The organism is Emticicia sp. SJ17W-69, assembly GCF_051209875.1.
GTDB lineage: Bacteria > Bacteroidota > Bacteroidia > Cytophagales > Spirosomataceae > Emticicia.
This window is the reverse complement of the sequence record NZ_JBNTQY010000001.1, coordinates 5,253,915-5,276,660: the sequence shown is the minus strand read 5'-3', so window position 1 is coordinate 5,276,660 and position 22,746 is coordinate 5,253,915. Positions and strand designations below refer to the sequence as shown.

Here is a 22,746-nt window from a genome sequence, read left to right as displayed (position 1 = left end):
ATTAACTCTATAAAATAATGAAAAAAATACTCTTTATAATTGCTAATTTGTTGATAATCAGCAATTTAGTGGTTGCTCAAAAAGACAAAAAAGCTACGGCGATTTTGGATGAAATGAGCAAAAAATACCAAACAATGAAATCGTTTAGTGCGGCATTTACTTATGGTGTGGAAGGAACAAACGCAAAACTAACAGAAAGCTATAAAGGTGATGTAACTGTAAAAGGTATAAAATTTCGCTTAAAAATGGCTGGACAAGAGGTTTTTGCCAATGGAAAAGACCTTTATACTTATGTAAAAGAAACCAACGAGTGTAATGTAACGGAGTTTAATCCTACTGAAATGGAGGAGCTTTCTCCGACCAAAATTTATACGATTTATAAAAAAGGATATAAATATGTTTTCTTGGAAGAAGTAAAAGAAGGAAGCCAGTTTTATGAAGTAGTAGAACTTTCACCAGAAGATAAATCAAGCAAAGTTGCGAAGGTTCAAATTAAGGTTGATAAGAAAGATAAGTCAGTAAAGTCTTGGAAAGTTTGGGACAAAAATGGTAAACGCACGGTTTTTCGTGTAGATAAGTTTTCGCCAAATGCTCCAGCCGATGATAAAATCTTTACTTTTGACAAAAAGAAATATCCAGGAGTAGAAGTAGTAGATTTGAGATAAGTAGATTGATAGTCAAAATATCATTAGATAAATATAAAAAAGCTCATGAAAATTAATTTTCATGAGCTTTTTTATATGAAAATTATAATTAAACCCTTTCAAAAATAGTAGCAATTCCCATGCCGCCACCAATGCAAAGGGTTACAAGTCCTGTTGATTTATTAGAATTTTCCATTTCGTCAATCAATGAACTTGAAAGAATGGCCCCTGTTGCTCCAAGCGGATGCCCTAAAGCAATTGCTCCACCATTGATATTGACTTTTGAATGGTCAACGCCAAATTTTTCCATAAATAGCATTGGTACAGCGGCAAAAGCCTCATTTACTTCAAATAAATCAATGTCGCTGATTGACATTCCTGCTCTTTTCAAAACCTTTTCAGTAGCAGGAACAGGCCCTGTAAGCATGATTGTTGGTTCAGAGCCAACAATAGCAAATGCTTTTATTTTGGCACGAGGTTTCAACCCTAATTTTTCACCCATAGCTTTGCTCCCTATTAATAATGCTCCCGAACCGTCGGTTAATTGCGAAGAATTTCCTGCATGATGTACGTGATTGATATTTACCAAATCATTGTATTTCATTAAAGCCAAAGCATCAAGCCCCATACTGCCCATCATTTCAAAAGCAGGTTTTAGTTTGCCCAAAGATTCAACCGTTGTGTCTGGACGAATACCTTCATCACGATCAAGCACTGTTATGCCGATTTCGTCTTTTACCGAAACCATTGATTGATAATGTTTGTTTTTTTGAGATTCTACTGCTCGGCGAACTGATTCTACAGCAAAAGTATCAACATCATTGCGTGAATAGCCGTATTTGGTGGCAATCAAGTCGGCAGAAATACCTTGTGGTACAATCTTATGTTGAGAAATAATTTGAGGATTCATAAATAAAGCCCCACCATCTGACCCCATAGGAATACGTGACATAGATTCAACGCCACCCGCCACCAATAAATCAACTTGACCCGACATGACATAAGCGGCTGCCATATTGATTGCCTCCAAACCTGAGGAACAAAAACGATTTACCTGCACCCCTGCCACAGTTTGAGCATAACCCGCTGCCAAAACTGCCGTGCGAGCAATATCTGCCCCTTGCTCACCAATAGGCGAAACACAACCGATTATTACGTCATCAATCAAACTTGTATCAAGATTATTTCTATCTCTGATTGCCTTCAAAACCGTTGAAAGTAGCTCAACAGGTTGCACATCATGCAGAGAACCATCAGATTTGCCACGTCCACGAGGCGTGCGTACGGCATCATAAATATATGCTTCCATTTTTTTAGATTAGTGTAAAGATGAATAGAAATTAGTATGCAAGCATACTTTGTTTGACAAAACTAATCAATACTTTGGTTTGTTGCAAATGCTAAAAAGCCTAAATTTGCCGAGTGCTTTCAAAATAGATTTTCTTCTCAGAAACTTATTATATCAAGAATAAAATCAAACTTTTTCAATTATACATTTTCCAATTATCAATGATTTCATTATATCGCAATGCTTTTGGTGGGCTTTCACGGCAAGTTTGGCTGTTGGCTTTGGTTATGCTCATTAATCGGAGTGGGGGAATGGTGGTTGCTTTCCTAACATTATATCTAACTCAAAAACTGGGTTTTAGTGTAACAGAAGCAGGCTTTGTGATGGTTGCCTTCGGTGTTGGCTCAATTTGTGGAACATTTATGGGTGGAAAACTGACTGATTTGATTGGTTATTTTCCTGTGCAGTTATGGAGTTTGTTTTTAGGGGGAGTGATGTTTTTGCTTATTTCTCAGGTACAAAACTATTACCTAATTTGTACGTTTGTATTTTTATTGAGTGCTTTTGGCGAAGCATATCGTCCCGCAAATACAGCCTCAATCGCAGATTTTAGTACACCCGAAACATTCACTCGCTCGGTATCTTTGATTCGCTTGGCTATCAATATAGGCTGGTCGATCGGGCCTGCAATCGGAGGTTTTTTGGCAACAAGAGATTATAAATTATTATTTTGGGCAGATGGATTGACAAATATTGGAGCTGCGTTATTGGTGTTTTCTTTTTTAAGAGGAACTCGACGAAAAAAATCGGATAAACATACTGTCAAAAGTAACGTAAATCCCAAAGACTCAGTATATCGAGATCGAAAGTATTTGTTTTTTTTATTATTAACCACCCTTTATGCCATTGCCTTTTTTCAACTTTTTACAATTGGCCCATTGTTTTATAAAAGAGCTTGTAATTTATCTGAAATTCAAATTGGCTATATTTTAGGCTTGAATGGACTATTAGTGGCCTTCATTGAAATGATTTTGATTTATAAAATAGAAGGTAAGTTTCAAAAATTATCATTGATAAGTTTTGGTGTAGGTTTAGTGGTAGTCAATTATCTAATTTTCTTGTTTTCGCATAATTATGGATGGCTTATTGTAGGTATCGTCTTTGCAACATTTTCCGAAATTTTTGCGATGCCTTTTATGAATGCTTTTAGTATTGAACGGTCTAAATCTCATAATCGTGGACAATACTCTGCTCTCCATTCGATGACATGGTCGATAGCACAAATCTCTGCCCCTTTGATTGGCACACAAACCATTGCTCATTTTGGCTTCGATACACTGTGGTATATTCTTGGCTCTTTTGGTATTATTTCAGCTTTAGGATTTGTCTGGTTAAAGAAAATTTAGAGCTTCCAAAAGCTCGCTAAAACCAGTTTTAGCGAGTGCTTACCTCCCTCAAAATGAATAAAAAAAGACAAGGATTTTTAGTGAAATAAAAATTTTATTTTCTACATTTAATTCTGAATGTGATAAGTTTAGTAATGCTACCGCTTAATCATATTTTATTGAATTATACACTTCAACCGAACACTAATTGGACTTTCTTACTAAAGAAATGGTAGGACTTGAAGTGGATTTTTTTAACAAAAAAGTTTGCAAATCCGACTCTTTTAAGTAGTAATTTATGTTCAATAATTCATCTGTAAATCTTGATATTTTAAAACAACGTGCTTATAATTTAAGATGGGCAACAGTTCCTAATGGCGTAATTCCACTTACAGCTGCTGACCCTGATTTTCCAAGTGCTCCCGAAATTGCAGAGGCACTTACAAAATTTATTCGAGACCGATATCTTTGTTATGGCCCAGCAGAAGGACTTCCTGATTTTAAAGAAAGTGTAGCTCATTTCTTTCAACAAAAAAGAAAGGTTACAGCTTCACCTGCTTTTACATTTCCCGTTGATAGTGCAGCATTTGGCATTTTTTTAGTGTGCCAAACCTTTTTAAATCCACTTGATGAGGCTATAATTTTTGATCCAGTTGATTTTCTTTTTCGTTATTCTGTTGAAAAAGTTGGGGCAAAAGCCATTCCCTTTGCGATTCCAGCAGGAACGGATGTTGTTGATTTCGGGCAATTAGAAAAACTTATTACACCCAAAACTCGCTTGATATGCTTGTGTAATCCATTAAATCCAACTGGAAAGGTTTTTACTCGTGCTGAGCTTCAACAACTGGGTACGATTGCCTGTAAACATAATGTGATTATTCTATCTGACGAAATTTGGAGTGATATAATCTATCAACCCCATACCTATACAAGTATTGCTTCGTTGGACGAGGCTATACGACAACAAACTGTCATTGTCACTGGTTTTAGTAAATCTTATGGACTGGCAGGATTAAGAATTGGAGCAATTATTGCTTCTAATCAATTACATTTTGAACAACTTTTTAAAACATCTTTGCATCAGTCAACCATTCATGGCGTAAATACTTTGGGGCAAATTGCGGCAACAACTGCCCTTAACCAATGTGAATATTGGTTGAATGATTTTGTAGCCCATTTGCATAAAATGCGTCAAAAATGTACCGTTGAGTTGAACACAATGAAAGGTGTAAGTTGTATTGCACCTGAAGGTTGTTATGTGGCTTTTGCTAATATTAAAAATACCCATCAATCAAGTAAAGAAATTCATGAGTTATTGTTAAATGAAGCTAAAGTAGCGGTAGTTCCTGGCCTCAAAGAATGGTTTGGTGAAGGGGCAGAAGGTTATATTAGACTAAGTTTTGCTACTACTGATGAAATTCTTACACAAGCACTTTCCCAAATCAAATCCATATTAGATGTCCTATGAAAATTGTTATTATCGGAGGAGGAGTGGCTGGCTTAACGCTTGGACTCCAACTACTCAAGAAAAAATGTGAGGTAATTATCAATGAGCGAGCCAACTGCTTACCTGACCGTGGCCACGCTTTTTTGATGCACGCAGATGGATGGTCAATCCTCAATAAACTGGGGGAGCATTCATCTAATTATCTTAAAGGAGAATCTATTAATACTTTTAGTTTTAATAGACCAAATGGAGAAGAAATCAAAAGGCTAAAACTCCATCAATGGAAATGTTTCAAGCGTAAAGATTTGATAAAATATCTTTATGATTTATTTCCTGGCGACAAAATTAAAAGCGGTCGAGAATTCTCTCATTTTATTTATGAAGGCGATAAGGTGGTTGCGGCAGCATTTACTAATGGTGAAGTTGAGTGTGGTGATATATTCGTTGGTGCTGATGGTGGAAATTCAAGTGTTAGAAATGCTATTTTAGGGCCTGTTGATTTTACTAAAATTCAAGTAAAAGAGGTGGTTGGTATTTGTAAAAATGAATTTTTGGGAGTCAAACAAAGACATATTTTTAAAAAATTCCAAAGTAATAAAAAAGGATTAAGCTTTGGAATGATTCCTGTTTCTTCTGATGAATTTGTATGGTTTATGCAATTTGATACGTCATTAGCCGATTGTCAAGATGGGTGCAGTGCAGAAGAATTGAAATCATTTTGTACGAATTTATTAGTTGATTTTCCTTCGGAAGTTTCAGAACTTTTGGCGTCAAATGACTTTAGCAATAGTTACATTTGGAATACACGTGATTTTGGTGTTTTGCCCACTTTTCATAAAAATAACATAGTATTGATAGGTGATGCAGCCCATTTAGCTTTACCATTTACGAGTGCGGGTACAACCAACGCTATTATGGATGCTCAAGTCCTTTCAGATGTATTGTTTCAACATGAGACATATACAGAAGATTTTCAAGCATTTTATGAGCAACGCTTGCAGCACGTTGAACAACATATTTTATTAGGAAGGGAATTGAAAGAATTCTTCTTGTATCCAAGCAAAATAGATGAAGACGAAGTACGAGTACCTCTTATTTCAAAAAAAGTGGTGGAGAATACATCTCATAAAGAAATTAATTTGCAATATTTTTCAGATCCAATCTGTTCAACTTGTTGGGTAGTACAGCCGCTTTTGCGAAAATTAATTTTAGAGTATGGTCAGTATATTAATGTTGAAAATCGCATGGGAGGACTATTGCCTTCTTGGGAAAATTTTAATCGTGGTAATATTAGTAAGCCATCTGATGTAGCTCCTCATTGGGAAGAAGAATGTTTGCTTTATGGAATGCCAATTGATGGGGATATTTGGTTGGAAGATCCACTCAATTCTTCTTATCCTCCTTCAATTGCTTTCAAAGCGGCACAATTGCAAGATTCCGACTTAGCTTCCTTATTTTTAAGAAGAATTAAAGAAATGCTTTTTCTTGAAAAAACCAATATTGTTGATGTTGATTTTCTTGCAAAAGTCGCTTTTGAGATTGGCTTAGATTCTGCTCGATTCTTGAAAGATTATGAACAAAAAGCGAAGGATTGTTTCATTGAAGACCTTAGATTGGCAAGCGAGTTGAAGGTGAATATGCTCCCAACGCTCATTTTTACAAACAAACAGAATGAGCAAATCGTTACAACGGGGCATCAATCATACCAAGATTTAGAGCGTGTAATATTAAAATTAGTTCCAAATGCCAAGAAGCAAAAAGTAGATATTACCCCTGAATATTTGTTCAATCGTTTTGCAACCATGACCAATAAGGAATTTTCGTTTATTACAGATACTTCCATGGAAAATAGTAATGAAACACTCAATGCTTTATTCAGAGGAGGAATTATTGATAAATATGAAAGTAAAAATGGTGTACTTTGGAAGAGCAAATCAATGGCTTATTAAGCCATTGATTTGCTCTTTGTTTTAGAATAATATAGGGTTCAACGAACCATCTGCCACAGTACCAATTTGCTTGCTACTTAACCATCTCTCCCAGTCGGCTATGCGGTATTTGTTAGTTGGTTCAATTATTTTTATGTCTTTGTCCATATAAATCATCGTCATTACTTTACGAGCTTTGCTCGAAACGTTTGCTCCTGCACGATGGTATGTCCAACCTGAGTGAAAACTTACTTCGCCTAAGTCGAATGGTGCTTCATTCATGGTAAATTGTTTCAAAGTTTCGCTCAAAATCGCTTCTGATTCATCAGAAATTTCTTTATCACGTCCGATTTCTACGTCTTGGCTTTTTTCTGCAAATGCTAAAGGCCCCATTTCCATTGGTGTTGCTTGCAGTGGAATCCAAGCTGTAATGGTGTTGTTATTTGAAAGTGGCCAATAAAATTGGTCGGCATGGAAAGGGGTAATTCCGCCCGAAGGTTCTTTATACAATGCTTGGTCGTGATATAAACGAACACCCGAAACACCCATCAATTCGGTAGCTATTTGTGCCAAACGTTTTGAGAAAACAAATTCCTTTGCTTCGTCATTTTCTTCCCAAAGATTCATTACTTGCAAAAAAGCTTTTTCATAAGTAGTACGTTCTTCCATTGGTTTGGTGAGTTTATTTAGTTTAAAAACCAAATCGGTTATTAATTCACCATAATACTCTATGACTTCGGCTGAAAGTACATTTTTGAGTTTTACATAGCCATTTTCTCGATAAAAGGCAATGTTTTCGGGCGAAAGTGTATAAGGCTTGTTGAGTTGTTGTAAAAGCGACACTTTATCAATAGTTGCTGTCATAGTTGAAATTAAGTTAATTGAGTGCTTAAATTTTAGAACAAATTTATATGACAAAGGTCATATAAATGAATAGGAAGAAAATCTTATGTATTTTCCAGTTTATGTATTATTTTAACAAATAATAATTTAATATTATATATTTATGTTAAATGAGAGCATTTTTTGAAAAAATACCTGCGATTGAAGAAACCTCATTCTTAGCAAGAAGAATTTTGTTAAGTTATTTTGATGCTCCGCTTCATTATCATCCAGAATATGAATTAACCTTGATTTTGCAGGGAAACGGAAAACGTTTTGTAGGGGATAGTATCGAAAACTTTGAGCCAGGAGATTTGGTGTTGCTTGGTTCAAATTTGCCACATTTTTGGCGTAGCGAAAAGACTTTTTATGAAAATAAAGAGCCGATTGCAGAAGCAATTGTTATTCAATTTTCGATTGATTTTGTGAAAAATATTTTTGAAAAACTACCCGAATGCAAATCAATCATTAAGATGCTGCATTTGTCGAAATCTGGTATTCGATTTCCTGTGATGTTTCAAACATATTTAGAAAAAGTTGTTGAAGCACATGGAATCAAACGTCTTATTTTATTGATTGATTTATTGGGAAATCTGTCTCAAACCAGTCATTATCAACTTCTTGCGAGTGAACATTTTAACATAAAACCTGATGATGTAGAAAATGAACGAATGCGAAAGATCTTAGAGTTTACGCTGGATAATTTTCAAAATGAAATTTCGATTCAGGCGATTGCCGAAATTGCTCATCTGACAGTTCCATCATTTTGTCGTTATTTTAAATCTCGCACCCGAAAAACTTATGTAGATTATCTCAACGAGATTCGGGTAAGTCATGCTCGTAAATTATTGATAGATAGTGAGTTGGGTATAAGCCAAGTTGGATTGGAATGTGGATTTCAAAATCTTTCACATTTTCATCGCATTTTTAAAAATCAAGTGGGTCTTACACCTTTGGTATATCGGAGGAGTTTTTAATTTTTCTTCTTAAAAATGCCCTTTGGGTCTTCTTTTTTAGCTAAAAGACCTTCTAAAATATCAACGCTGGCATTATCAGGGTCGATTTCGTAGCCTTTATGGAAGTTTTCCCAAGCATCCTCAATTTGTCCATTCAAGAGCCTTGCTAATGATAATTGCATATAGGCATTGGCCGATTCGGGTTGCTTTTTAATGACTTTTTCTAATAAATCGAAAGCCTTATATAAATCTTCTTTTTCAGCATCTACTGTAAAGCATTTGATATAAACGGTTGATAAATCTACAATTAAAGTAGTATTATCGTCATCGTCGATTTCTAAGCCACGTTTCATTAGATTAATGGCTTTGTCATATTTTTCGTTTTGGTAAGAAATAACACCCAGCCCCCAAAAAGCGTCTGAATTGTCATTATCAAGCAAATAAGCTAAATTGAATCGGTAAGTAGCAGTATCTTTTTGTCCTTCTGACAGATATTCCCAAGCTCTTTCGGCAAAAAAAGCACTTGCTTTTTCACGCGTTGGAAAGTTTAAGTCGCACATTTTTAAAAATTCTTCGTCTGCCGCTTTTTGAGCATCTGTTTTCTCAAATTCTCCAAACAAGGGTAATAAATGAATATTCGTTCCCGCTGGAGCAAATCGCTTTTTGACGACTTGACTTGGCGTATCTTGAGCAGATATAAAAGACTTTGGCTTTGTCTGCGAAGAAAAAGTATTAAGATTGGCACTCTGCGAACGAAAAACTGGCTGTTGAGCAAGCACTTCGGCAGAAATAAAGACATAAATACTCGATAATACAAAAAATTTCATCAGTGGTCTTGACATAAACATCATGTAAATAACGTCATCTATTGCGATATTATTAGAGTTTACCCCGAAAATTTTAAACGGAATTTATAAGAATTTTAAAGATTAGTAAGAGTTAAGATTTCCTGAAAAAAAGAATCTATTTGCTTCAATTTAACCTTTTTTATAAATAGTTTCACTTACAAAAATAATGCCTATCAATCTTATTTTGGTCGCCGACAATCATTTACTTTTACCACTTCGTTTATTATTCTTGGAAAAACCATAACTTTTTGGTCGTGTCGAAGAAAAACTTTTGGCTGTAACATTCTTTGGTAATCCAGTTTTTGCTAAACTGGTTTTTTTCTTTACAACAGCTTTCGGATTTTTCTTTTCATGAAAAGCTCCTTTAAAAGTTGGATCTTCTTTTTTACGCTGGTTATCAATTTCGAGCAACATTGCCTGATTTTCATCAAAAGGCGTAGGAGCGATGCTTACTTCTTCTGGGATTGACTCACGAGGAATATCCATCCTAATGATTTTCTCAATTTTCTTGATATGATATTCTTCAGCAGGAGTCAAAAAAGTAATGGCTTCACCTAAATGATTGGCTCGACCCGTTCTGCCAATTCGATGAACATAATCTTCGTAGATCAAAGGCACATCGAAATTGACGACGTGCGTTACATGGTCAATGTCAATACCACGAGCAGCCACATCAGTTGCAACCAAAACCGTCACTACTCCATCACGAAAAGCATCCATAGAGTTGATTCTTGTATTTTGACCTTTGTTGGCATGAATCACACGAATATTATTTTTGGGGATAACTCTTCCATTAAGCGAATGATAAACAGCATCAGCAATATCTTTTGAGCGAGCAAAAATAATGGTTTTTTGCACTTCTTCGGTCTTGAAAAGATACTCCAAAATATTGATTTTTGTTTGCATATTCGGCACGGTGAACATGCGTTGCTTCACAGTTTCGGCAGTGGTTGCTTGTGGCGAAACTTCAATTCTGGTCGGGAATTCTAAAAACTCAGCCGAGAGTAACTCTACTTTATCGGGGAAAGTTGCTGAAAACAGTAAATTTTGTCTTTTTGTAGGAATTACCTCTAAAATCTTACGGATTTGTGGCATAAAACCCATATCCATCATTTTATCGGCTTCATCTAAAACCATGACTTTTAGGTCTTTTACACCAATTTCTTCTCTTAAGTACAAATCCATAAACCTACCAGGTGTTGATACAATAATATCTACGCCTGCCTGAATAGCCTCAATTTGGGTTTTTGGTCCAAGACCACCATAAAGAGCTACATGGCGAATATCAGTATATTTGGCAAGTTCGCCCACCGCCTTGTCTATCTGAATAACCAACTCACGAGTCGGAGCAAAAATCAAACAACGGGGCAATTTACCCTGTGCATATTTGATTTTCATCAAGATAGGCAATAAATAAGCCGCTGTTTTTCCTGTACCAGTTTGAGCGATTCCAAGCACATCGTGTCCTTTCAAAGTCAAAGGAATTGTCTTTTCTTGAATAGGCGTAGGTACGGTGTAGCCAGCATCGGCAATGGCATTGAGCAATTGGCGATTCAACTCAAATTTTTCAAATGTATTTTCTTGTAATTCCATATTTTTATTCTTTAACCCCCTCCCGACCTCCCCCGATAGGGGAGGAGAGAAAAAAAGATAGCCCTCCTTATTGGAGAGGGTTGGGCGACCGACGCACAGTGGTGTTATTTAATTTTTATTTCTTTAAACTTCCCTTCAAAACTGTCTTCAAAACCAGAAACGAATTTTGTCCAAAAGCGAATTTTTATAACTCTCTGATTATCAACACCTTTATTTAGAAAAAAGTTACTTGCTTCAGCTTGAGTTGTTATTTTTTGATTGATAAAAATGCCCCCTTTCAAGATTTTATCAATAACTCGAAAGTTTTCTTGTGTACCATTTTCGTAAGTTACCAAGCAATATAAATAAGGTGGTTGGAAAATTAAACGAGCCAATTTACCTTTTAAACTGTAAGCAATATTTGCCGAAAAGCGAACCGGATTTTGTGATGTTGGAATCAAAATATCTTCATTGAGTTTGAAATTAAAATCCTTTAACTCATTGATAATTAGTCGTTTAGTGAATTGGTTTTTCTTGAAAAGATAAAAAGTGTCTTTCTGAATAAGCGTAGTGTCAGTCAATTGATAATTTCTTAAAAGTGATGTTGACAAATCAGTTTCTACCCAAAATGGATTTTGTTCACGAAACGCATCGGTGCGGAAAAGAACAAATTCGGGAGCCGTTTTGGATAAATATTTATCACCATTTTTTTTCATTAGCCAATCACTATTCGCTTGATAAGATTGAATCACAGGGCGAGGATTATAATTTAAACGATTGAAAAATACATGAGAAATTTGGTGCGGTACAATATCAATCGAAGCGTTTTTTACTTTGTCTAATAAATCCTTGGGCAAAACTACTGGTGGATTTTTGAAATTATCTTCATAGTCGTAAGTAACCAATCTTCTAACATAATTATATGGATTTTTCTGCTCCAAAATATCAATTAAGTGACTGAAATTAAAAGTGTTAACTTCTATTTTTTTTGCAACAGAGTTTGGAGGATAGGTAAGTAAATAACCTTTGAGTTGATGTCCACCCATTTGAAAACGAATCAGTTGCGTTGCTAATAATTGTAGGCATAAAACTACAACGAAGGTTCGCCCTGCCAAAACTTTATGATTTTCTGGCGTAAACAAATAGAGTAACACTGCCAAAGGTGGCATAAACAGGAAAAAACCAAACACATTATAAGCTCCAACGGCTGTATGTGCTTGCTTAAAACACAAAAACCATGCAATGCTAATCAATAAATAGAGATATAAATTACTCAATATATTTCGCCACAGATTTCCTGCTTTAAACGTTATTTTCCAAATAAAAATAACTACCGTGAGCAAAATCAAACCTTCAAAAAACAATAAAATAAGCAAATCTTTAGGTTCTAAAAGCATCACTGCCATCGCATCTTGATATGCATCAATGATTTTGAGACTGGCTTCGAGATAGGCAAAAATATCAACATTTAATAAAAATGAGCATGAGTAGGTAAGAGCAATTTGTAAGAAAATAACAATAATGATGGTACGAAGGGTAAAGACTTTTGTCAACCAAAAATAAATCAATGAAGCATAAAATAGCCCATAAACGATGATACTAAGATTTACTTTTATATAGAAAATCAAAACTGATAAGATGAGAGCTAAAAGTAAACCTACCGAATTTCGGGTGTTTTTGGCATGAAGCAGCCAAAACAAAAAGAAATAAAAGAAAGTAAAGGAAGTATCAGCAATAAAGCCCCACGGCATAAAAATCAATAGAGCAGATATTGCAACAATCCACCCATTTTTATTAGCTTTTTGAAAGGCTAATCGAATGATTATCAAATAGTTAAGTAATGTGAAAATTTCGATTACTACCAAAAATATTGGCGAAACAGTTTTAGGTAAAAGCCCAGTATTAAGATAACCTAAAGGGCCATAATTGAAGATAAAATCTCTTCCAAAGATAAAATTCTTTTCGATTGCTATTATTAAAGCTTCGTGCCATGAAGCATCCATATCAAAACCTGCATAGCCGGCTGGTAAGGATAATGAAAAGAAGATGAAGCTAAAAAAAAGTAAAAATATATATTGACTCTTGAAAGAAATTGTCTTGTCAGATTGCATTGATTACCAAAGTGTTTTGCTCTATTTTTATGCAAAAGTAGCGTAAATTGAAGCCAAAGTTGGTGTTTAGATAATAATTATTTCATTTTCTTGATAAGCAAAGTGGTCAATATTGATTAAATCATTACTTTAGTATGCTTGAATTTACGATTTGCAAATGACGATTTTCGAATAATCTAACATATTTATTTCAAGTATTTATTAACAAAACTTACCGAAACGCATGAAAATTTTTACTTCAATCATCAAAACTAAAATATTCTTATTATTATTTATTGTTAATAGTGCATTTGCTCAAAAATATGACCTTGTTATCAAAAATGGCCGAGTCATTGATGGCTCAGGAAATCCGTGGTTTGCCGCAGATGTAGCTATAAAAAGTGGGAAAATAGCAGGTATTGGTTTTTTTCAAACAAGTGAGGGTGCAAAAGTTATTGATGCTAAAAATCAAATAATCTGTCCAGGGTTTATAGATGTACATACACATGTGGAAGATGCTTTGCAGAAACTACCCACAGCCGATAATTTTATTTATGATGGTGTGACAAGTATTATTACAGGAAACTGCGGTGGTTCGGAGCTAAACTTGGCCAAATATTTTGATGAATTGAAGCAAATCCAAACCAGTGTCAATGTAGGTTCTTTGATTGGTCATAATACTGTGCGGAGGTATGTGATGAAAAATGTTTTTCGTGACCCTACCCCTAAAGAGCAAGTGCAAATGGAGGCTTTGGTTGAGCAGGCCATGAAAGATGGTGCAGTAGGCTTGGCAACAGGCTTGATTTATATTCCTGGTACTTATTCTAAAACGCCGGAAGTCGTTGGTTTGGCAAGAGTGGCTTCGATGTATAATGGTGTTTATGCTTCACATATTAGGGATGAAGCGTCGAAAGTTAAAGAAGCCATTGAGGAAGCAATTAATATTGGACGAGAAGCACATATTCCTGTGGAGATTTCGCATTTTAAGATTTCGAGTAAACCGCTTTGGGGACAAAGTAATACAACCCTCGGTTTGGTAGAAAAAGCTCGTTTGGAAGGAATAGATGTGAATATTGACCAATATCCCTACACAGCAAGCAGTACAAACATGGGAACGATGTTGCCTTCTTGGGCTTTGTCAGATGGTGATTCAGTCATTCATACTCGCTTGACAAATGTAGAAATCCGCAAGAAAATCCGTGCCGAAATGCTCAAAAACTTGAAAGCAGATAATCGCCAAAGTTTTGATTATGCGTTTGTGGCTCGCTACAAAGACGATTCAACATTGAATGGAAAGAATATTTATGAAATCAATAAATTATTAGGCAGGAAAGCGAGTGCAGAGTCGGAAGCTGATTTGATTATGGATATGGTGGACAAAGGTGGAGCTCAAATGATTTTTCATAAAATGAGTGAAGAAGATGTTGTAAGAATCCTGCAATATCCTTATACCATGATTGCTTCTGATGCAGGCGTGATACAATTCAATAAAAATGTGCCACATCCACGTGGTTATGGCTCAAATGCTCGTGTGTTGGGCGTGTATGTGCGTGAAAAACAAGTTTTACGTTTAGAAGATGCAATTAGAAGAATGACTTCTTTACCAGCTCAACGTTTCAGAATTGATAATCGTGGACTTATCAGAGTTGGCTACGCTGCCGATGTACTAATTTTTGATGAAAATAAGATTACCGACAAAGCAACATTTGAGCAACCACATGCTTATTCTGAAGGCATTGAAGTTGTACTTGTCAATGGTGTAGCGGTACTTGAAAATGGCAAACACACTGGCAAAAAATCAGGCGAGATTATTTATGGGAAAGGAAAGTTTGAGTAGTGTTAATGGAGAATTGAAAATGGATAATTGATAATGAAAAACTGCTAAGACATTAGTAGTCATGATTTTAATTGCAGACAATTAATTCTAATTTTTCATTATCAATTATACATTATTCATTATGTTAGTTCAATCGTGGGTCAGTTGGATAATTGGACAAGACTTTATATTCGCCACCCATGCGTTTGAGTACGGCACGCCAAAATTCTTTGCTGGGTGTATCAAAAATAAAATTAGCATCAGTTTCTGAAACTATCCATGAGTTTTGTTTCATTTCGTCCTCTAATTGTCCACCCGACCAACCAGAATATCCAATGAATAAGCGAATGTCATTTTCTGAAATTTTACCAATATTAATCAAAGTCTTGACTTCCTCAAAATTGCCAGACCAATAAATACCATTGCCAATTTCGATAGTATTAGTTATTTGATTTCCTAATCTATGAATAAAATGAAGCGTATTTTGTTCAACGGGACCACCTAAAAACAAAGGCAATTCGCTGTAAATATTTTCCATTACATCATCCAATTTCAAATTGGTTTGCTGGTTCAGTACCAAGCCAAATGCTCCTTGATCGTTATGCTCGCAAAGGATAGCTACACTACGCTCAAAATTTTTATCGCCCAAGAAAGGCTCTGCAATGATTAATTTTCCTTTTAATGAAGCCATGGGTCAGAAGTTTGTTTGAAAGTTAGCAGTTTACAGACGATTACACAAATTTAAACTTTCAAAATAATTATAAAATATTTTCTTTAAAAACTTGCATAGAATTTCAAGAATTTTTAATTAAATTGCCTTGCAAATGTAGTAACCGTTAACCTTAAATGTTTTATGAGCAGGAAAGTTTTGGTTTTGAATGCAGATTATAGTGCTTTGAGTATTTGTACAGTGCCAAAAGCGTTTTTATTGGTTTATCTTGATAAAGCCGAGTTAATAAGCGACTCCAAAAAAGGGATGCTTCGGACTATTGACAAAGCGTATCCTCTCCCTTCTGTTATTCGTTTACATCATTATGTAAGTTTACCTTTCAAAGGCGTGATGCTCAGCCGACAAAATGTATTTAGGCGGGACGGCAATAAATGTATCTACTGCGGAAGCCACGACGACCTTACCCTCGACCATGTAATGCCCAAATCAAGAGGGGGAAAAACCAACTGGGACAACCTCGTAACCGCCTGCCGCCGCTGTAATTCCCGAAAAGGCGACCTCACCCCCGAAGAAATGGGAATCTCTCTCCCTAAAAAACCTTACAAACCTTCTTTTATCATGTTTCTCCGAGATTTTGCTGGCTCTATTGAAGAGAATTGGGTGCCATTTTTAGGTACAAAAGAACGTGCGTAGTTTTAATAAAAATTTAATGTTTAGATAACATCATTTTCTCCGTATTTTTGTCGGTTGGAGTACTTTTATGCCAATTAACCACTATAATTATCTATATTAATTGAAAAAGTTAGTCTTTTTTCTGTTACTTGCTCATGTATCAATCGGGCAAAGTTATTCGCATACATCAGTTTGGTCGAGGCTACTTTTGAGTAAGCAATTCGGTAAATGGATAGTTTCAGGAGATATTGCTTATCGTCGACAAAATAATTTTCATGATTCAAAACTCAATTTTTTGCAAAACCCTTTGCTTGATGCCCAACGTTTTACCGTAGCTTATCGTTATAAAAAATGGCAGTTTAGTTTTGCCACCTCCAGATGGCATGCTTACCAAATACTTGGAAAAGAAGCTGATTATACAAAAAATCCAACGGTCGAATGGCGATTTACACCTGGTGTAGAGTTTTTTCAGAAAATAAATAAAGGTACATTTCAATGGAGAACGCAATATGAGTATCGTAGTTTTGTTGATAGAGATGCTGGTCGTTTTAGGCAAAGATTTCAATACAGACAACCTATTTCAGAGACCAACTCATTAGTTTTTCTTGAAGAAGCTTTGTTTGGCTCTCCACCGAATTCTACTAAAAAATACGAACAAAATCAACTTGGGGTAACTTTCAATCATAATTTTACAGAGCATTTAGAATCTGAAATTGGCTACCGCTATATTTACAGAGAAAGGAGAACGACGTCTGAAAAAGACCACGAAAATGCCCTCGTTGTAGGTTTAATGCTTCGATTGTAAAACAATTCTCCGAATTGTTCCTCCTTAAAGTCAAAAAAATATGATAAAAAGCTAATATTTCGGTAGTCTTCTATGCGAAAGTGTACGTACTTTGTTAAATTATTTATTCAACCTCAGTAAATCATGAAAAAAATATTATTGTCTTTAATTTTTGTTCCTGCTATGGTTTTTGCCCAAACTAAAGCAGTAAAATTGGTGCGTGATGATGCCAACAAAAAAGTAGAAGTATTGGTTGATGGTAAGCCTTTTACTGCATACATTTATCCAGGTGCTGATGTACTGAAAAAAGCAGTTTTATATCCTGTCCGTACTTCAAAAGGAACATTGATTACGCGTGGTTGGCCGCTTGACCCTCGCCCAGGTGAAAGAGTTGACCATCCGCATCACGTGGGTGTTTGGTTGAATTATGAAGATGTAAATGGTCATGATTTTTGGAATAATTCAAATACACCACCAAGTGCCACTGGAGTTTATGGAACAATTGTTCATACAGGTATCAAATCGGTGAAGTCAGGAAAAAATATTGGTTCGCTTGTTGTAACTGCTGATTGGCTCGATAAAAATGGCAAAATCATGTTGAAAGAAACAACAACCTATACTTTTCAAGGAACTGATAATCAGCGTATTATGGATAGGACAACAACTTTGACTGCCGCAGATAAAGAAGTGCTTTTTAAAGATGTGAAAGATGGTATGTTTGCCATTCGTGTAGCTCGTCAGTTGGAGCATCCATCAACAAAAGCTGAAATCTTTACTGATGCAAGTGGTGTAGCTACAAAAGTACCGTCATTAGATAATGCAGGAATTACAGGAAGTTATAGAAATAAAGAAGGCATTGAAGGTGAAGATACTTGGGCAAAACGTTCAGATTGGATAAATCTTCGTGGAAAAATTGGTGATGAAAAAATTTCGGTAGCGATTATTGATCACCCTAAAAATGTTGGTTATCCAGCATACTGGCACTCACGTGGCTATGGACTTTTCTCGGTAAATCCATTGGGTCAGAAAGTATTTTCTAATGGAAAAGAAGAGCTTAATTTTAAACTTGCTCCTAACCAATCTACTACATTTCGCTATCGTTTGGTTGTAACTTCTGGTGAAGTTTCGGATGCAGAAATGAACAAATTGACTGCGGATTTTGGAAAGGTGAAGTAAAGATTAAAACTGAAAAAGAAAGATGAGTAAACGTGCCACACTTCAAAAGGGTGGCACGTTTTTTTTTGCATTCGACATTCTAAATTCGTCATTCGTTTCACGCAATACTCATCTCCAAAATTTCAGCAACAACTTGTGGGGTAATATCAGCTTTTTCGCCAAAATTTACACCTCGTGCCTCAAATCTTGCTATAATTTTTGCAATCGTTTCTTGATTTACACCATATTCATTTGCTTTAATTGGCAAGCCCAATGACTCATAAAAATCGCCAGTTTTTTGAATCGCCCCTGCAACTAATTCATCATCTGTTCCGCCCAAATTCCAAACTCTTTTGGCATATTGAATAAGTTTTTCACGTTTGCTATCTTGTTTTAATTTCAATAAATGTGGTAGAACAACTGCTAAACTTCGAGCATGATCAACTCCATGAAAAGCAGTCAGTTCATGCCCAATTTGATGTGTTGCCCAATCTTGTGGTACACCCAAACTGATAAAACCATTTAATGCCACAGTCGCTGCCCACATAAAATTGGCACGAGCTTCATAATCAGTTGGATTTTCGAGGGTTTTTGGAGCAACTTCAATCAAGGTTTGAATGATTGATTCGGCAAATCTATCTTGAATTTGAGCATCGACAGGATAAGTCATGTACTGTTCCATGACATGAGTGAACGCATCAGCAATGCCATTGGCAATTTGACGTGGGGGCAACGAAAAAGTAGTTTCAGGGTCAAGAATAGAAAAAACTGGATAAACCAAAGGATGCCCCATCCCTTTCTTTTCATGGGTTTCTTTTTTGCTAATGACAGCAAAATAATTCATTTCTGAACCAGTGGCTGGCAAAGTAAGCACCGAACCCAACGGAATAGCTTTCTTGATTTTTTCTTTTCCTGTAACAAGTTGCCAAGCATCTTCGCCTTCAAAAGGAATGGCTGCCGCAATAAATTTTGTTCCGTCAAGCACCGAGCCACCACCTACTGCTAATAGAAAATCAACCTTTTCTTTTCTGCCCAACTCAACGGCTTGCATCAAAGTTTCGTAAGTAGGATTTGCCTCAATTCCGCCAAATTCTATGATATTTCGCCCTTCAAGAGCTTTTTTGACTTGTTCATACACGCCATTTTGGAAGATGCTTCCACCGCCATAAGTGAGCAAAATCTTGGCATCTGGCGAAATTTGTTTGCCTAATTGAGCAATTTGGCCTTTCCCAAAAAGCACTTTTACTGGATTTTGATAAACGAAATTATTAAACATGGTTGATGGTTTTAGTTTGAATAAAAACTTTGTGTAAGAACATCTTTGTCGACATTTAAGTTTAAGGTAAGTTATAACCTATAAAATATGGAACGCAGATTCTTATGATAGTTATGATTTTTAAGATAAAAAAACGTCAAAAGTCATATTTTGATCTTAAAAATCTGCGTTCCATATTTTAATTCCTAAATAAGTTTACAACTTGCGTTAAGTTTAATAAAACATTGATAATGCTTTCTTACAAAGGCATCCGCCCCATAACTGGGTCGCTGATGCTTGGCTTACCAGTTTCTACATGACCTGCATACCGTTTTTCAAAAACTTGGTTCGATTTTACTTTAATACTGAAATCGTACCAACCAAAACTTTTACTCAAATCAAGAATAATTGATGCCGAACTCATGGCTACCACAACTTTGGTATGATTGCCACTTTTGTAAGCATTATCTGTTATTTCGATTGTAATAGATTGATTATCAGTGTTTTTAATAATCAATTCTACATTTCCAGTAAGTTTTTTCTTGTTGCTCTTTGTGCGTTCATATTCACATACGACCGAAATATTAGGGTCATCCACATTGCCTTTGAATTCTCTGAAAAAGCCATTTGGCCCGTAGGCTTGCAAATGATATTGTTCGTTTTCAAAGTCATTGATTGACCAAGAATCGCTGATTTGGTCGCCATTCGTAACCGCATAATTCCATGTTTTTACATTCTCAAAGCCAATCAATTGCTTATTTTCACTTCGTAAAGCAAATTTTTCTAGAGTATAAACGATGAATGGCGAGCCACCTGATTTTTTACCAAAAATTTCGTCAGATGCTTTAAAAGATATGTCAAAATTCTTTTTATCTGCTGCTAAATGCCCATCTACATATAATTGATAAGGCAATGCACAGGCTTTTCTGATTCCGATTTCTTGTTTAGGCAAAATATCAGAAGCAGCAGGATTTTGATTGATTTTGGCAATTTCATCAGCTTTCAAAGGTCTGAAATTTGATGGAAGATTTTTGAATTTTGCCTTATGAACAGTTTTGATAAAAGCATCTTTCTGAACAAAATCAAGCGTTTCATTTTTCTCACCATTGTAAGGTTTAAAAACAGAAGTCAAGTCGCCGCAAACGGTTCTACGCCAGTCGCTTATGTTGGTTTCTTTGATATTTTTACCTTTTTTATGTGTCAGAAATTTTTCGAGAAATTGTAGAATAGAAGTATGATCGAAGATTTCTGAACATACACTGCCCCCACGACTCCACGGAGAAGCAATGAGTAATGGAACACGAAAACCCAACCCAATTGGACTTGAACGAGAATCTCGCTCAGGATTTTCACGTTTACGCTTTAATTCTTGTGCCAAACTTACCTGCTCGACACTCGTGTCAATGCCTTTTGAAACTTTTCCAACATTTGCTTGATGAGGATTTGGAGCTACAAAAGGTGGCACATGATCGAAATAGCCATCATTCTCATCATAGGCTAAAATAAAAATAGTCTTTTTCCAAACTTCAGGGTTCTTCGTCAGAATATCCATTACTTCCGACAAATACCAAGCACCGTACCACGGAGCTCCAGGATGGTCGGAGAAGTTTTCGGGAGCAACTACCCACGAAACTTCGGGCAGTTTTCCTGTAGAAACATCTTCTCTAAACTGGTAAAGTACATCACCTTTTGGCACAGCAACTGCACGTTTTGTGCCGTTATCATCATATTCCAAGTTGGTCAATTCATGGGAATTCGGGTCTTTTCTATTCGTTGTAAAGGCTTTTTTATGCAGATTTTGCTCAAATTCTGATAAGTTTTTGAATTTTTCTGGCTTCCATTCTTCCAAATTTTCTTTTGCCAAAACCAAATATTTCTCTTTTTGGGCAAGTTCTTTTGTCAGTTTTCCATACTCATCTGATCCTGCCGTTAAAGTGGTCAGTTTTTGGCGAAGCGATTCAATTTCTTGTGGCAGAATCTTTTCTTGTTTTTGCAGATATTGATAAAATTCGGGCGAAAATCTCACATGATATTGCTCAAACCATTCAATCGGATTATCAGTAAAATTGGCCAACCAAGCCTCTTCTTCGCCTGTCAAACCCGTTGGTAAACTCAATTCATTTTGATAAATTTTCCAAGAAATACCATTTTCTTCTAATCTTTCTGGAAAAGTTTTCCATTTGGCTGGTTTATCATAGTCAACATCTTCGTTTTTGATATTTGCCTTCGAGTTTTCATTTTGTTCTTCACGCACCGTTCCTGTCCATAAATACAAGCGGTTGGGTGTTGTACCTGTGAGCGAAGAGCAGAAATTTTGATCACAAACCGTAAAAGCATCAGCCAAAGCATAGTAGAACGGAATATCGTTTCGGTCATAAAAGCCCAATGTCAAAGGCATTTTTTTGTATGCTGCATGTCCCGATTGCTTTACATCCAACCATTTATCATGTTTTCCATCATTTCGAGCATCAACCTGATTTTCCCATGAATGTGGTAAAGAGTGCATCCAAGTCGCATTTGAATCTTTTAGATTTAGCCGAAAAGGAGCAAAAGTTTCACCAGCAGCATTGCTTTGTAGCCAAACAGTGTTTTTGTTTGGAAGTTTGATAGCTCTTGGGTCGTTGAAACCTCGCACGCCACGTAAAGCACCATAGCAATGATCGAATGAGCGGTTTTCTTGCATCAAAATCACGACGTGTTCGGCATCTAAATAAGTACTTCCAGCGGGTGGATTAATTTCCAATGCCTTCTGAATAGCTGGTGGTAACATGCCAAAAAGTCCAGTGCCACTTGCTAAAAGTGCAGCTTTTTGGATAAATTCTCTTCTTGTTTCCATTGAAGAATAATGAGTGAGTGTTGAATGAGTGAATTAAAAAAATTACGATTTACGAATTGAGAATGACGAATTGCGAATTAAAAATAGGATAGTATCAAAATATTCGTCATTCGTAATCGCAGCGGCGAACCGCTCGAATCATTCGTCATTCGTATTTACTTTTATTATCTTTTACTATTAAAAAGAAATCTTTATCTAATTCTAAATAGCCATATTCATACACAAAATAGTAGGTCGAACCTTTTTGGGTGGTTCGGATACTGGTAAATAAATTGAAGTCGAAACCTTTATCTACTAAAGTATTTCTGACAGTTTTGCTTTTATCGTCTTTGCACAATTCCTCTAAAATCTTTCGATTTCGACGCAAGGCATTATTGGTATTTCGGACAAAATTATTCGAGTCCGAATTTACTTTATTATTGTACGCATTTCTACATAGGTCGGAACAAAATTTTTTATCAGACCTTCCAAGAATCGGTTCGCCACATTCTAAACAGGTTTTCATAAGATATTTTTTT

18 protein-coding genes are annotated in these 22,746 nt (G+C 35.8%); 9 read left to right on the top strand and 9 right to left on the bottom strand.

Annotated features, from left to right (window positions below; genetic code table 11):
- Positions 1–17: 17 nt before the first annotated feature.
- The gene (locus ACQUQZ_RS21645; RefSeq protein WP_435357178.1) at positions 18–665 is read left to right on the top strand and encodes a LolA family protein; all 648 of its coding nucleotides are present in this window, start codon (positions 18–20) and stop codon (positions 663–665) included.
- Positions 666–753: 88 nt separating this feature from the next.
- Here the strand turns inward: ACQUQZ_RS21645 and ACQUQZ_RS21640 are convergent, their stop codons facing one another.
- Positions 754–1,953 (bottom strand): acetyl-CoA C-acetyltransferase, encoded by a 1,200-nt coding sequence (locus ACQUQZ_RS21640; protein WP_435357177.1) that lies wholly within the window; start codon positions 1,951–1,953, stop codon positions 754–756.
- A 200-nt stretch (positions 1,954–2,153) separates the two neighbouring features.
- On the opposite strand from ACQUQZ_RS21640, the gene ACQUQZ_RS21635 reads away from it, so the two are divergent.
- From ACQUQZ_RS21635 to ACQUQZ_RS21625, 3 genes are all read left to right on the top strand, one after another.
- Entirely contained in the window at positions 2,154–3,338 is a 1,185-nt protein-coding gene (locus tag ACQUQZ_RS21635) for an MFS transporter (protein ID WP_435357176.1), read from the top strand.
- Positions 3,339–3,615: 277 nt separating this feature from the next.
- Positions 3,616–4,785, top strand: a complete 1,170-nt coding sequence (locus ACQUQZ_RS21630; RefSeq protein WP_435357175.1) for a pyridoxal phosphate-dependent aminotransferase — start codon at positions 3,616–3,618, stop codon at positions 4,783–4,785.
- Positions 4,782–6,713 carry a DsbA family protein gene (locus ACQUQZ_RS21625; RefSeq protein WP_435357174.1) on the top strand — a complete coding sequence of 644 codons (1,932 nt, stop codon included), beginning with the start codon at positions 4,782–4,784 and terminating at the stop codon, positions 6,711–6,713. Before ACQUQZ_RS21630 ends, ACQUQZ_RS21625 begins: the two co-directional genes overlap by 4 nt.
- Before the next feature lie 21 nt (positions 6,714–6,734).
- Here ACQUQZ_RS21625 and ACQUQZ_RS21620 read toward each other — a convergent pair whose 3' ends face one another.
- Entirely contained in the window at positions 6,735–7,556 is an 822-nt protein-coding gene (locus ACQUQZ_RS21620; RefSeq protein WP_435357173.1) for a phytanoyl-CoA dioxygenase family protein, read from the bottom strand.
- Between the two features lie 149 nt (positions 7,557–7,705).
- Here ACQUQZ_RS21620 and ACQUQZ_RS21615 point away from each other — a divergent pair, with 149 nt between their 5' ends.
- Positions 7,706–8,551, top strand: coding sequence for a helix-turn-helix domain-containing protein (locus tag ACQUQZ_RS21615; RefSeq protein ID WP_435357172.1), 846 nt, complete (start codon positions 7,706–7,708; stop codon positions 8,549–8,551).
- On the opposite strand, the gene ACQUQZ_RS21610 is transcribed toward ACQUQZ_RS21615, so the two are convergent.
- The 3 genes from ACQUQZ_RS21610 to ACQUQZ_RS21600 form a co-directional block, all read right to left on the bottom strand.
- A complete protein-coding gene (locus tag ACQUQZ_RS21610) occupies positions 8,548–9,357 on the bottom strand; it encodes a tetratricopeptide repeat protein (RefSeq protein WP_435357171.1) in 810 nt (269 codons plus the stop codon). The genes ACQUQZ_RS21615 and ACQUQZ_RS21610 overlap by 4 nt on opposite strands.
- A 219-nt stretch (positions 9,358–9,576) precedes the next feature.
- Positions 9,577–10,971: a DEAD/DEAH box helicase gene (locus ACQUQZ_RS21605; RefSeq protein ID WP_435357170.1), complete on the bottom strand. Its 1,395-nt coding sequence runs from the start codon at positions 10,969–10,971 to the stop codon at positions 9,577–9,579.
- Positions 10,972–11,075: 104 nt separating this feature from the next.
- Positions 11,076–13,061, bottom strand: coding sequence for a hypothetical protein (locus tag ACQUQZ_RS21600; protein ID WP_435357169.1), 1,986 nt, complete (start codon positions 13,059–13,061; stop codon positions 11,076–11,078).
- A gap of 223 nt (positions 13,062–13,284) precedes the next feature.
- Between ACQUQZ_RS21600 and ACQUQZ_RS21595 the strand changes: the two genes are divergently transcribed.
- The gene (locus tag ACQUQZ_RS21595; protein WP_435357168.1) at positions 13,285–14,877 is read left to right on the top strand and encodes an N-acyl-D-amino-acid deacylase family protein; all 1,593 of its coding nucleotides are present in this window, start codon (positions 13,285–13,287) and stop codon (positions 14,875–14,877) included.
- Positions 14,878–15,001: 124 nt separating this feature from the next.
- On the opposite strand, the gene ACQUQZ_RS21590 is transcribed toward ACQUQZ_RS21595, so the two are convergent.
- A complete protein-coding gene (locus ACQUQZ_RS21590; protein WP_435357167.1) occupies positions 15,002–15,547 on the bottom strand; it encodes a YqgE/AlgH family protein in 546 nt (181 codons plus the stop codon).
- A 162-nt stretch (positions 15,548–15,709) separates the two neighbouring features.
- On the opposite strand from ACQUQZ_RS21590, the gene ACQUQZ_RS21585 reads away from it, so the two are divergent.
- From ACQUQZ_RS21585 to ACQUQZ_RS21575, 3 genes are all read left to right on the top strand, one after another.
- Positions 15,710–16,219, top strand: coding sequence for an HNH endonuclease (locus ACQUQZ_RS21585; protein ID WP_435357166.1), 510 nt, complete (start codon positions 15,710–15,712; stop codon positions 16,217–16,219).
- Positions 16,220–16,319: 100 nt separating this feature from the next.
- Positions 16,320–17,003 (top strand): DUF2490 domain-containing protein, encoded by a 684-nt coding sequence (locus tag ACQUQZ_RS21580; RefSeq protein WP_435357165.1) that lies wholly within the window; start codon positions 16,320–16,322, stop codon positions 17,001–17,003.
- Positions 17,004–17,126: 123 nt separating this feature from the next.
- Positions 17,127–18,158, top strand: a complete 1,032-nt coding sequence (locus ACQUQZ_RS21575) for a PmoA family protein (protein ID WP_435357164.1) — start codon at positions 17,127–17,129, stop codon at positions 18,156–18,158.
- 97 nt (positions 18,159–18,255) lie between these two features.
- Here ACQUQZ_RS21575 and ACQUQZ_RS21570 read toward each other — a convergent pair whose 3' ends face one another.
- The 3 genes from ACQUQZ_RS21570 to ACQUQZ_RS21560 form a co-directional block, all read right to left on the bottom strand.
- Positions 18,256–19,413 carry an iron-containing alcohol dehydrogenase gene (locus ACQUQZ_RS21570; protein ID WP_435357163.1) on the bottom strand — a complete coding sequence of 386 codons (1,158 nt, stop codon included), beginning with the start codon at positions 19,411–19,413 and terminating at the stop codon, positions 18,256–18,258.
- A gap of 238 nt (positions 19,414–19,651) precedes the next feature.
- Positions 19,652–22,228, bottom strand: a complete 2,577-nt coding sequence (locus ACQUQZ_RS21565; RefSeq protein ID WP_435357162.1) for a phosphocholine-specific phospholipase C — start codon at positions 22,226–22,228, stop codon at positions 19,652–19,654.
- Positions 22,229–22,373: 145 nt separating this feature from the next.
- Positions 22,374–22,733: a hypothetical protein gene (locus ACQUQZ_RS21560; RefSeq protein WP_435357161.1), complete on the bottom strand. Its 360-nt coding sequence runs from the start codon at positions 22,731–22,733 to the stop codon at positions 22,374–22,376.
- Between the last annotated feature and the right edge of the window lie 13 nt (positions 22,734–22,746).

Coding starts and splice junctions, on each gene's coding strand:
- ACQUQZ_RS21645 (WP_435357178.1), top strand. CDS start 18: ATGAAAAAAATACTCTTTATAATTGCTAATTTGTTGATAATCAGCAAT.
- ACQUQZ_RS21640 (WP_435357177.1), bottom strand. CDS start 1,953: ATGGAAGCATATATTTATGATGCCGTACGCACGCCTCGTGGACGTGGC.
- ACQUQZ_RS21635 (WP_435357176.1), top strand. CDS start 2,154: ATGATTTCATTATATCGCAATGCTTTTGGTGGGCTTTCACGGCAAGTT.
- ACQUQZ_RS21630 (WP_435357175.1), top strand. CDS start 3,616: ATGTTCAATAATTCATCTGTAAATCTTGATATTTTAAAACAACGTGCT.
- ACQUQZ_RS21625 (WP_435357174.1), top strand. CDS start 4,782: ATGAAAATTGTTATTATCGGAGGAGGAGTGGCTGGCTTAACGCTTGGA.
- ACQUQZ_RS21620 (WP_435357173.1), bottom strand. CDS start 7,556: ATGACAGCAACTATTGATAAAGTGTCGCTTTTACAACAACTCAACAAG.
- ACQUQZ_RS21615 (WP_435357172.1), top strand. CDS start 7,706: ATGAGAGCATTTTTTGAAAAAATACCTGCGATTGAAGAAACCTCATTC.
- ACQUQZ_RS21610 (WP_435357171.1), bottom strand. CDS start 9,357: ATGAAATTTTTTGTATTATCGAGTATTTATGTCTTTATTTCTGCCGAA.
- ACQUQZ_RS21605 (WP_435357170.1), bottom strand. CDS start 10,971: ATGGAATTACAAGAAAATACATTTGAAAAATTTGAGTTGAATCGCCAA.
- ACQUQZ_RS21600 (WP_435357169.1), bottom strand. CDS start 13,061: ATGCAATCTGACAAGACAATTTCTTTCAAGAGTCAATATATATTTTTA.
- ACQUQZ_RS21595 (WP_435357168.1), top strand. CDS start 13,285: ATGAAAATTTTTACTTCAATCATCAAAACTAAAATATTCTTATTATTA.
- ACQUQZ_RS21590 (WP_435357167.1), bottom strand. CDS start 15,547: ATGGCTTCATTAAAAGGAAAATTAATCATTGCAGAGCCTTTCTTGGGC.
- ACQUQZ_RS21585 (WP_435357166.1), top strand. CDS start 15,710: ATGAGCAGGAAAGTTTTGGTTTTGAATGCAGATTATAGTGCTTTGAGT.
- ACQUQZ_RS21575 (WP_435357164.1), top strand. CDS start 17,127: ATGAAAAAAATATTATTGTCTTTAATTTTTGTTCCTGCTATGGTTTTT.
- ACQUQZ_RS21570 (WP_435357163.1), bottom strand. CDS start 19,413: ATGTTTAATAATTTCGTTTATCAAAATCCAGTAAAAGTGCTTTTTGGG.
- ACQUQZ_RS21565 (WP_435357162.1), bottom strand. CDS start 22,228: ATGGAAACAAGAAGAGAATTTATCCAAAAAGCTGCACTTTTAGCAAGT.
- ACQUQZ_RS21560 (WP_435357161.1), bottom strand. CDS start 22,733: ATGAAAACCTGTTTAGAATGTGGCGAACCGATTCTTGGAAGGTCTGAT.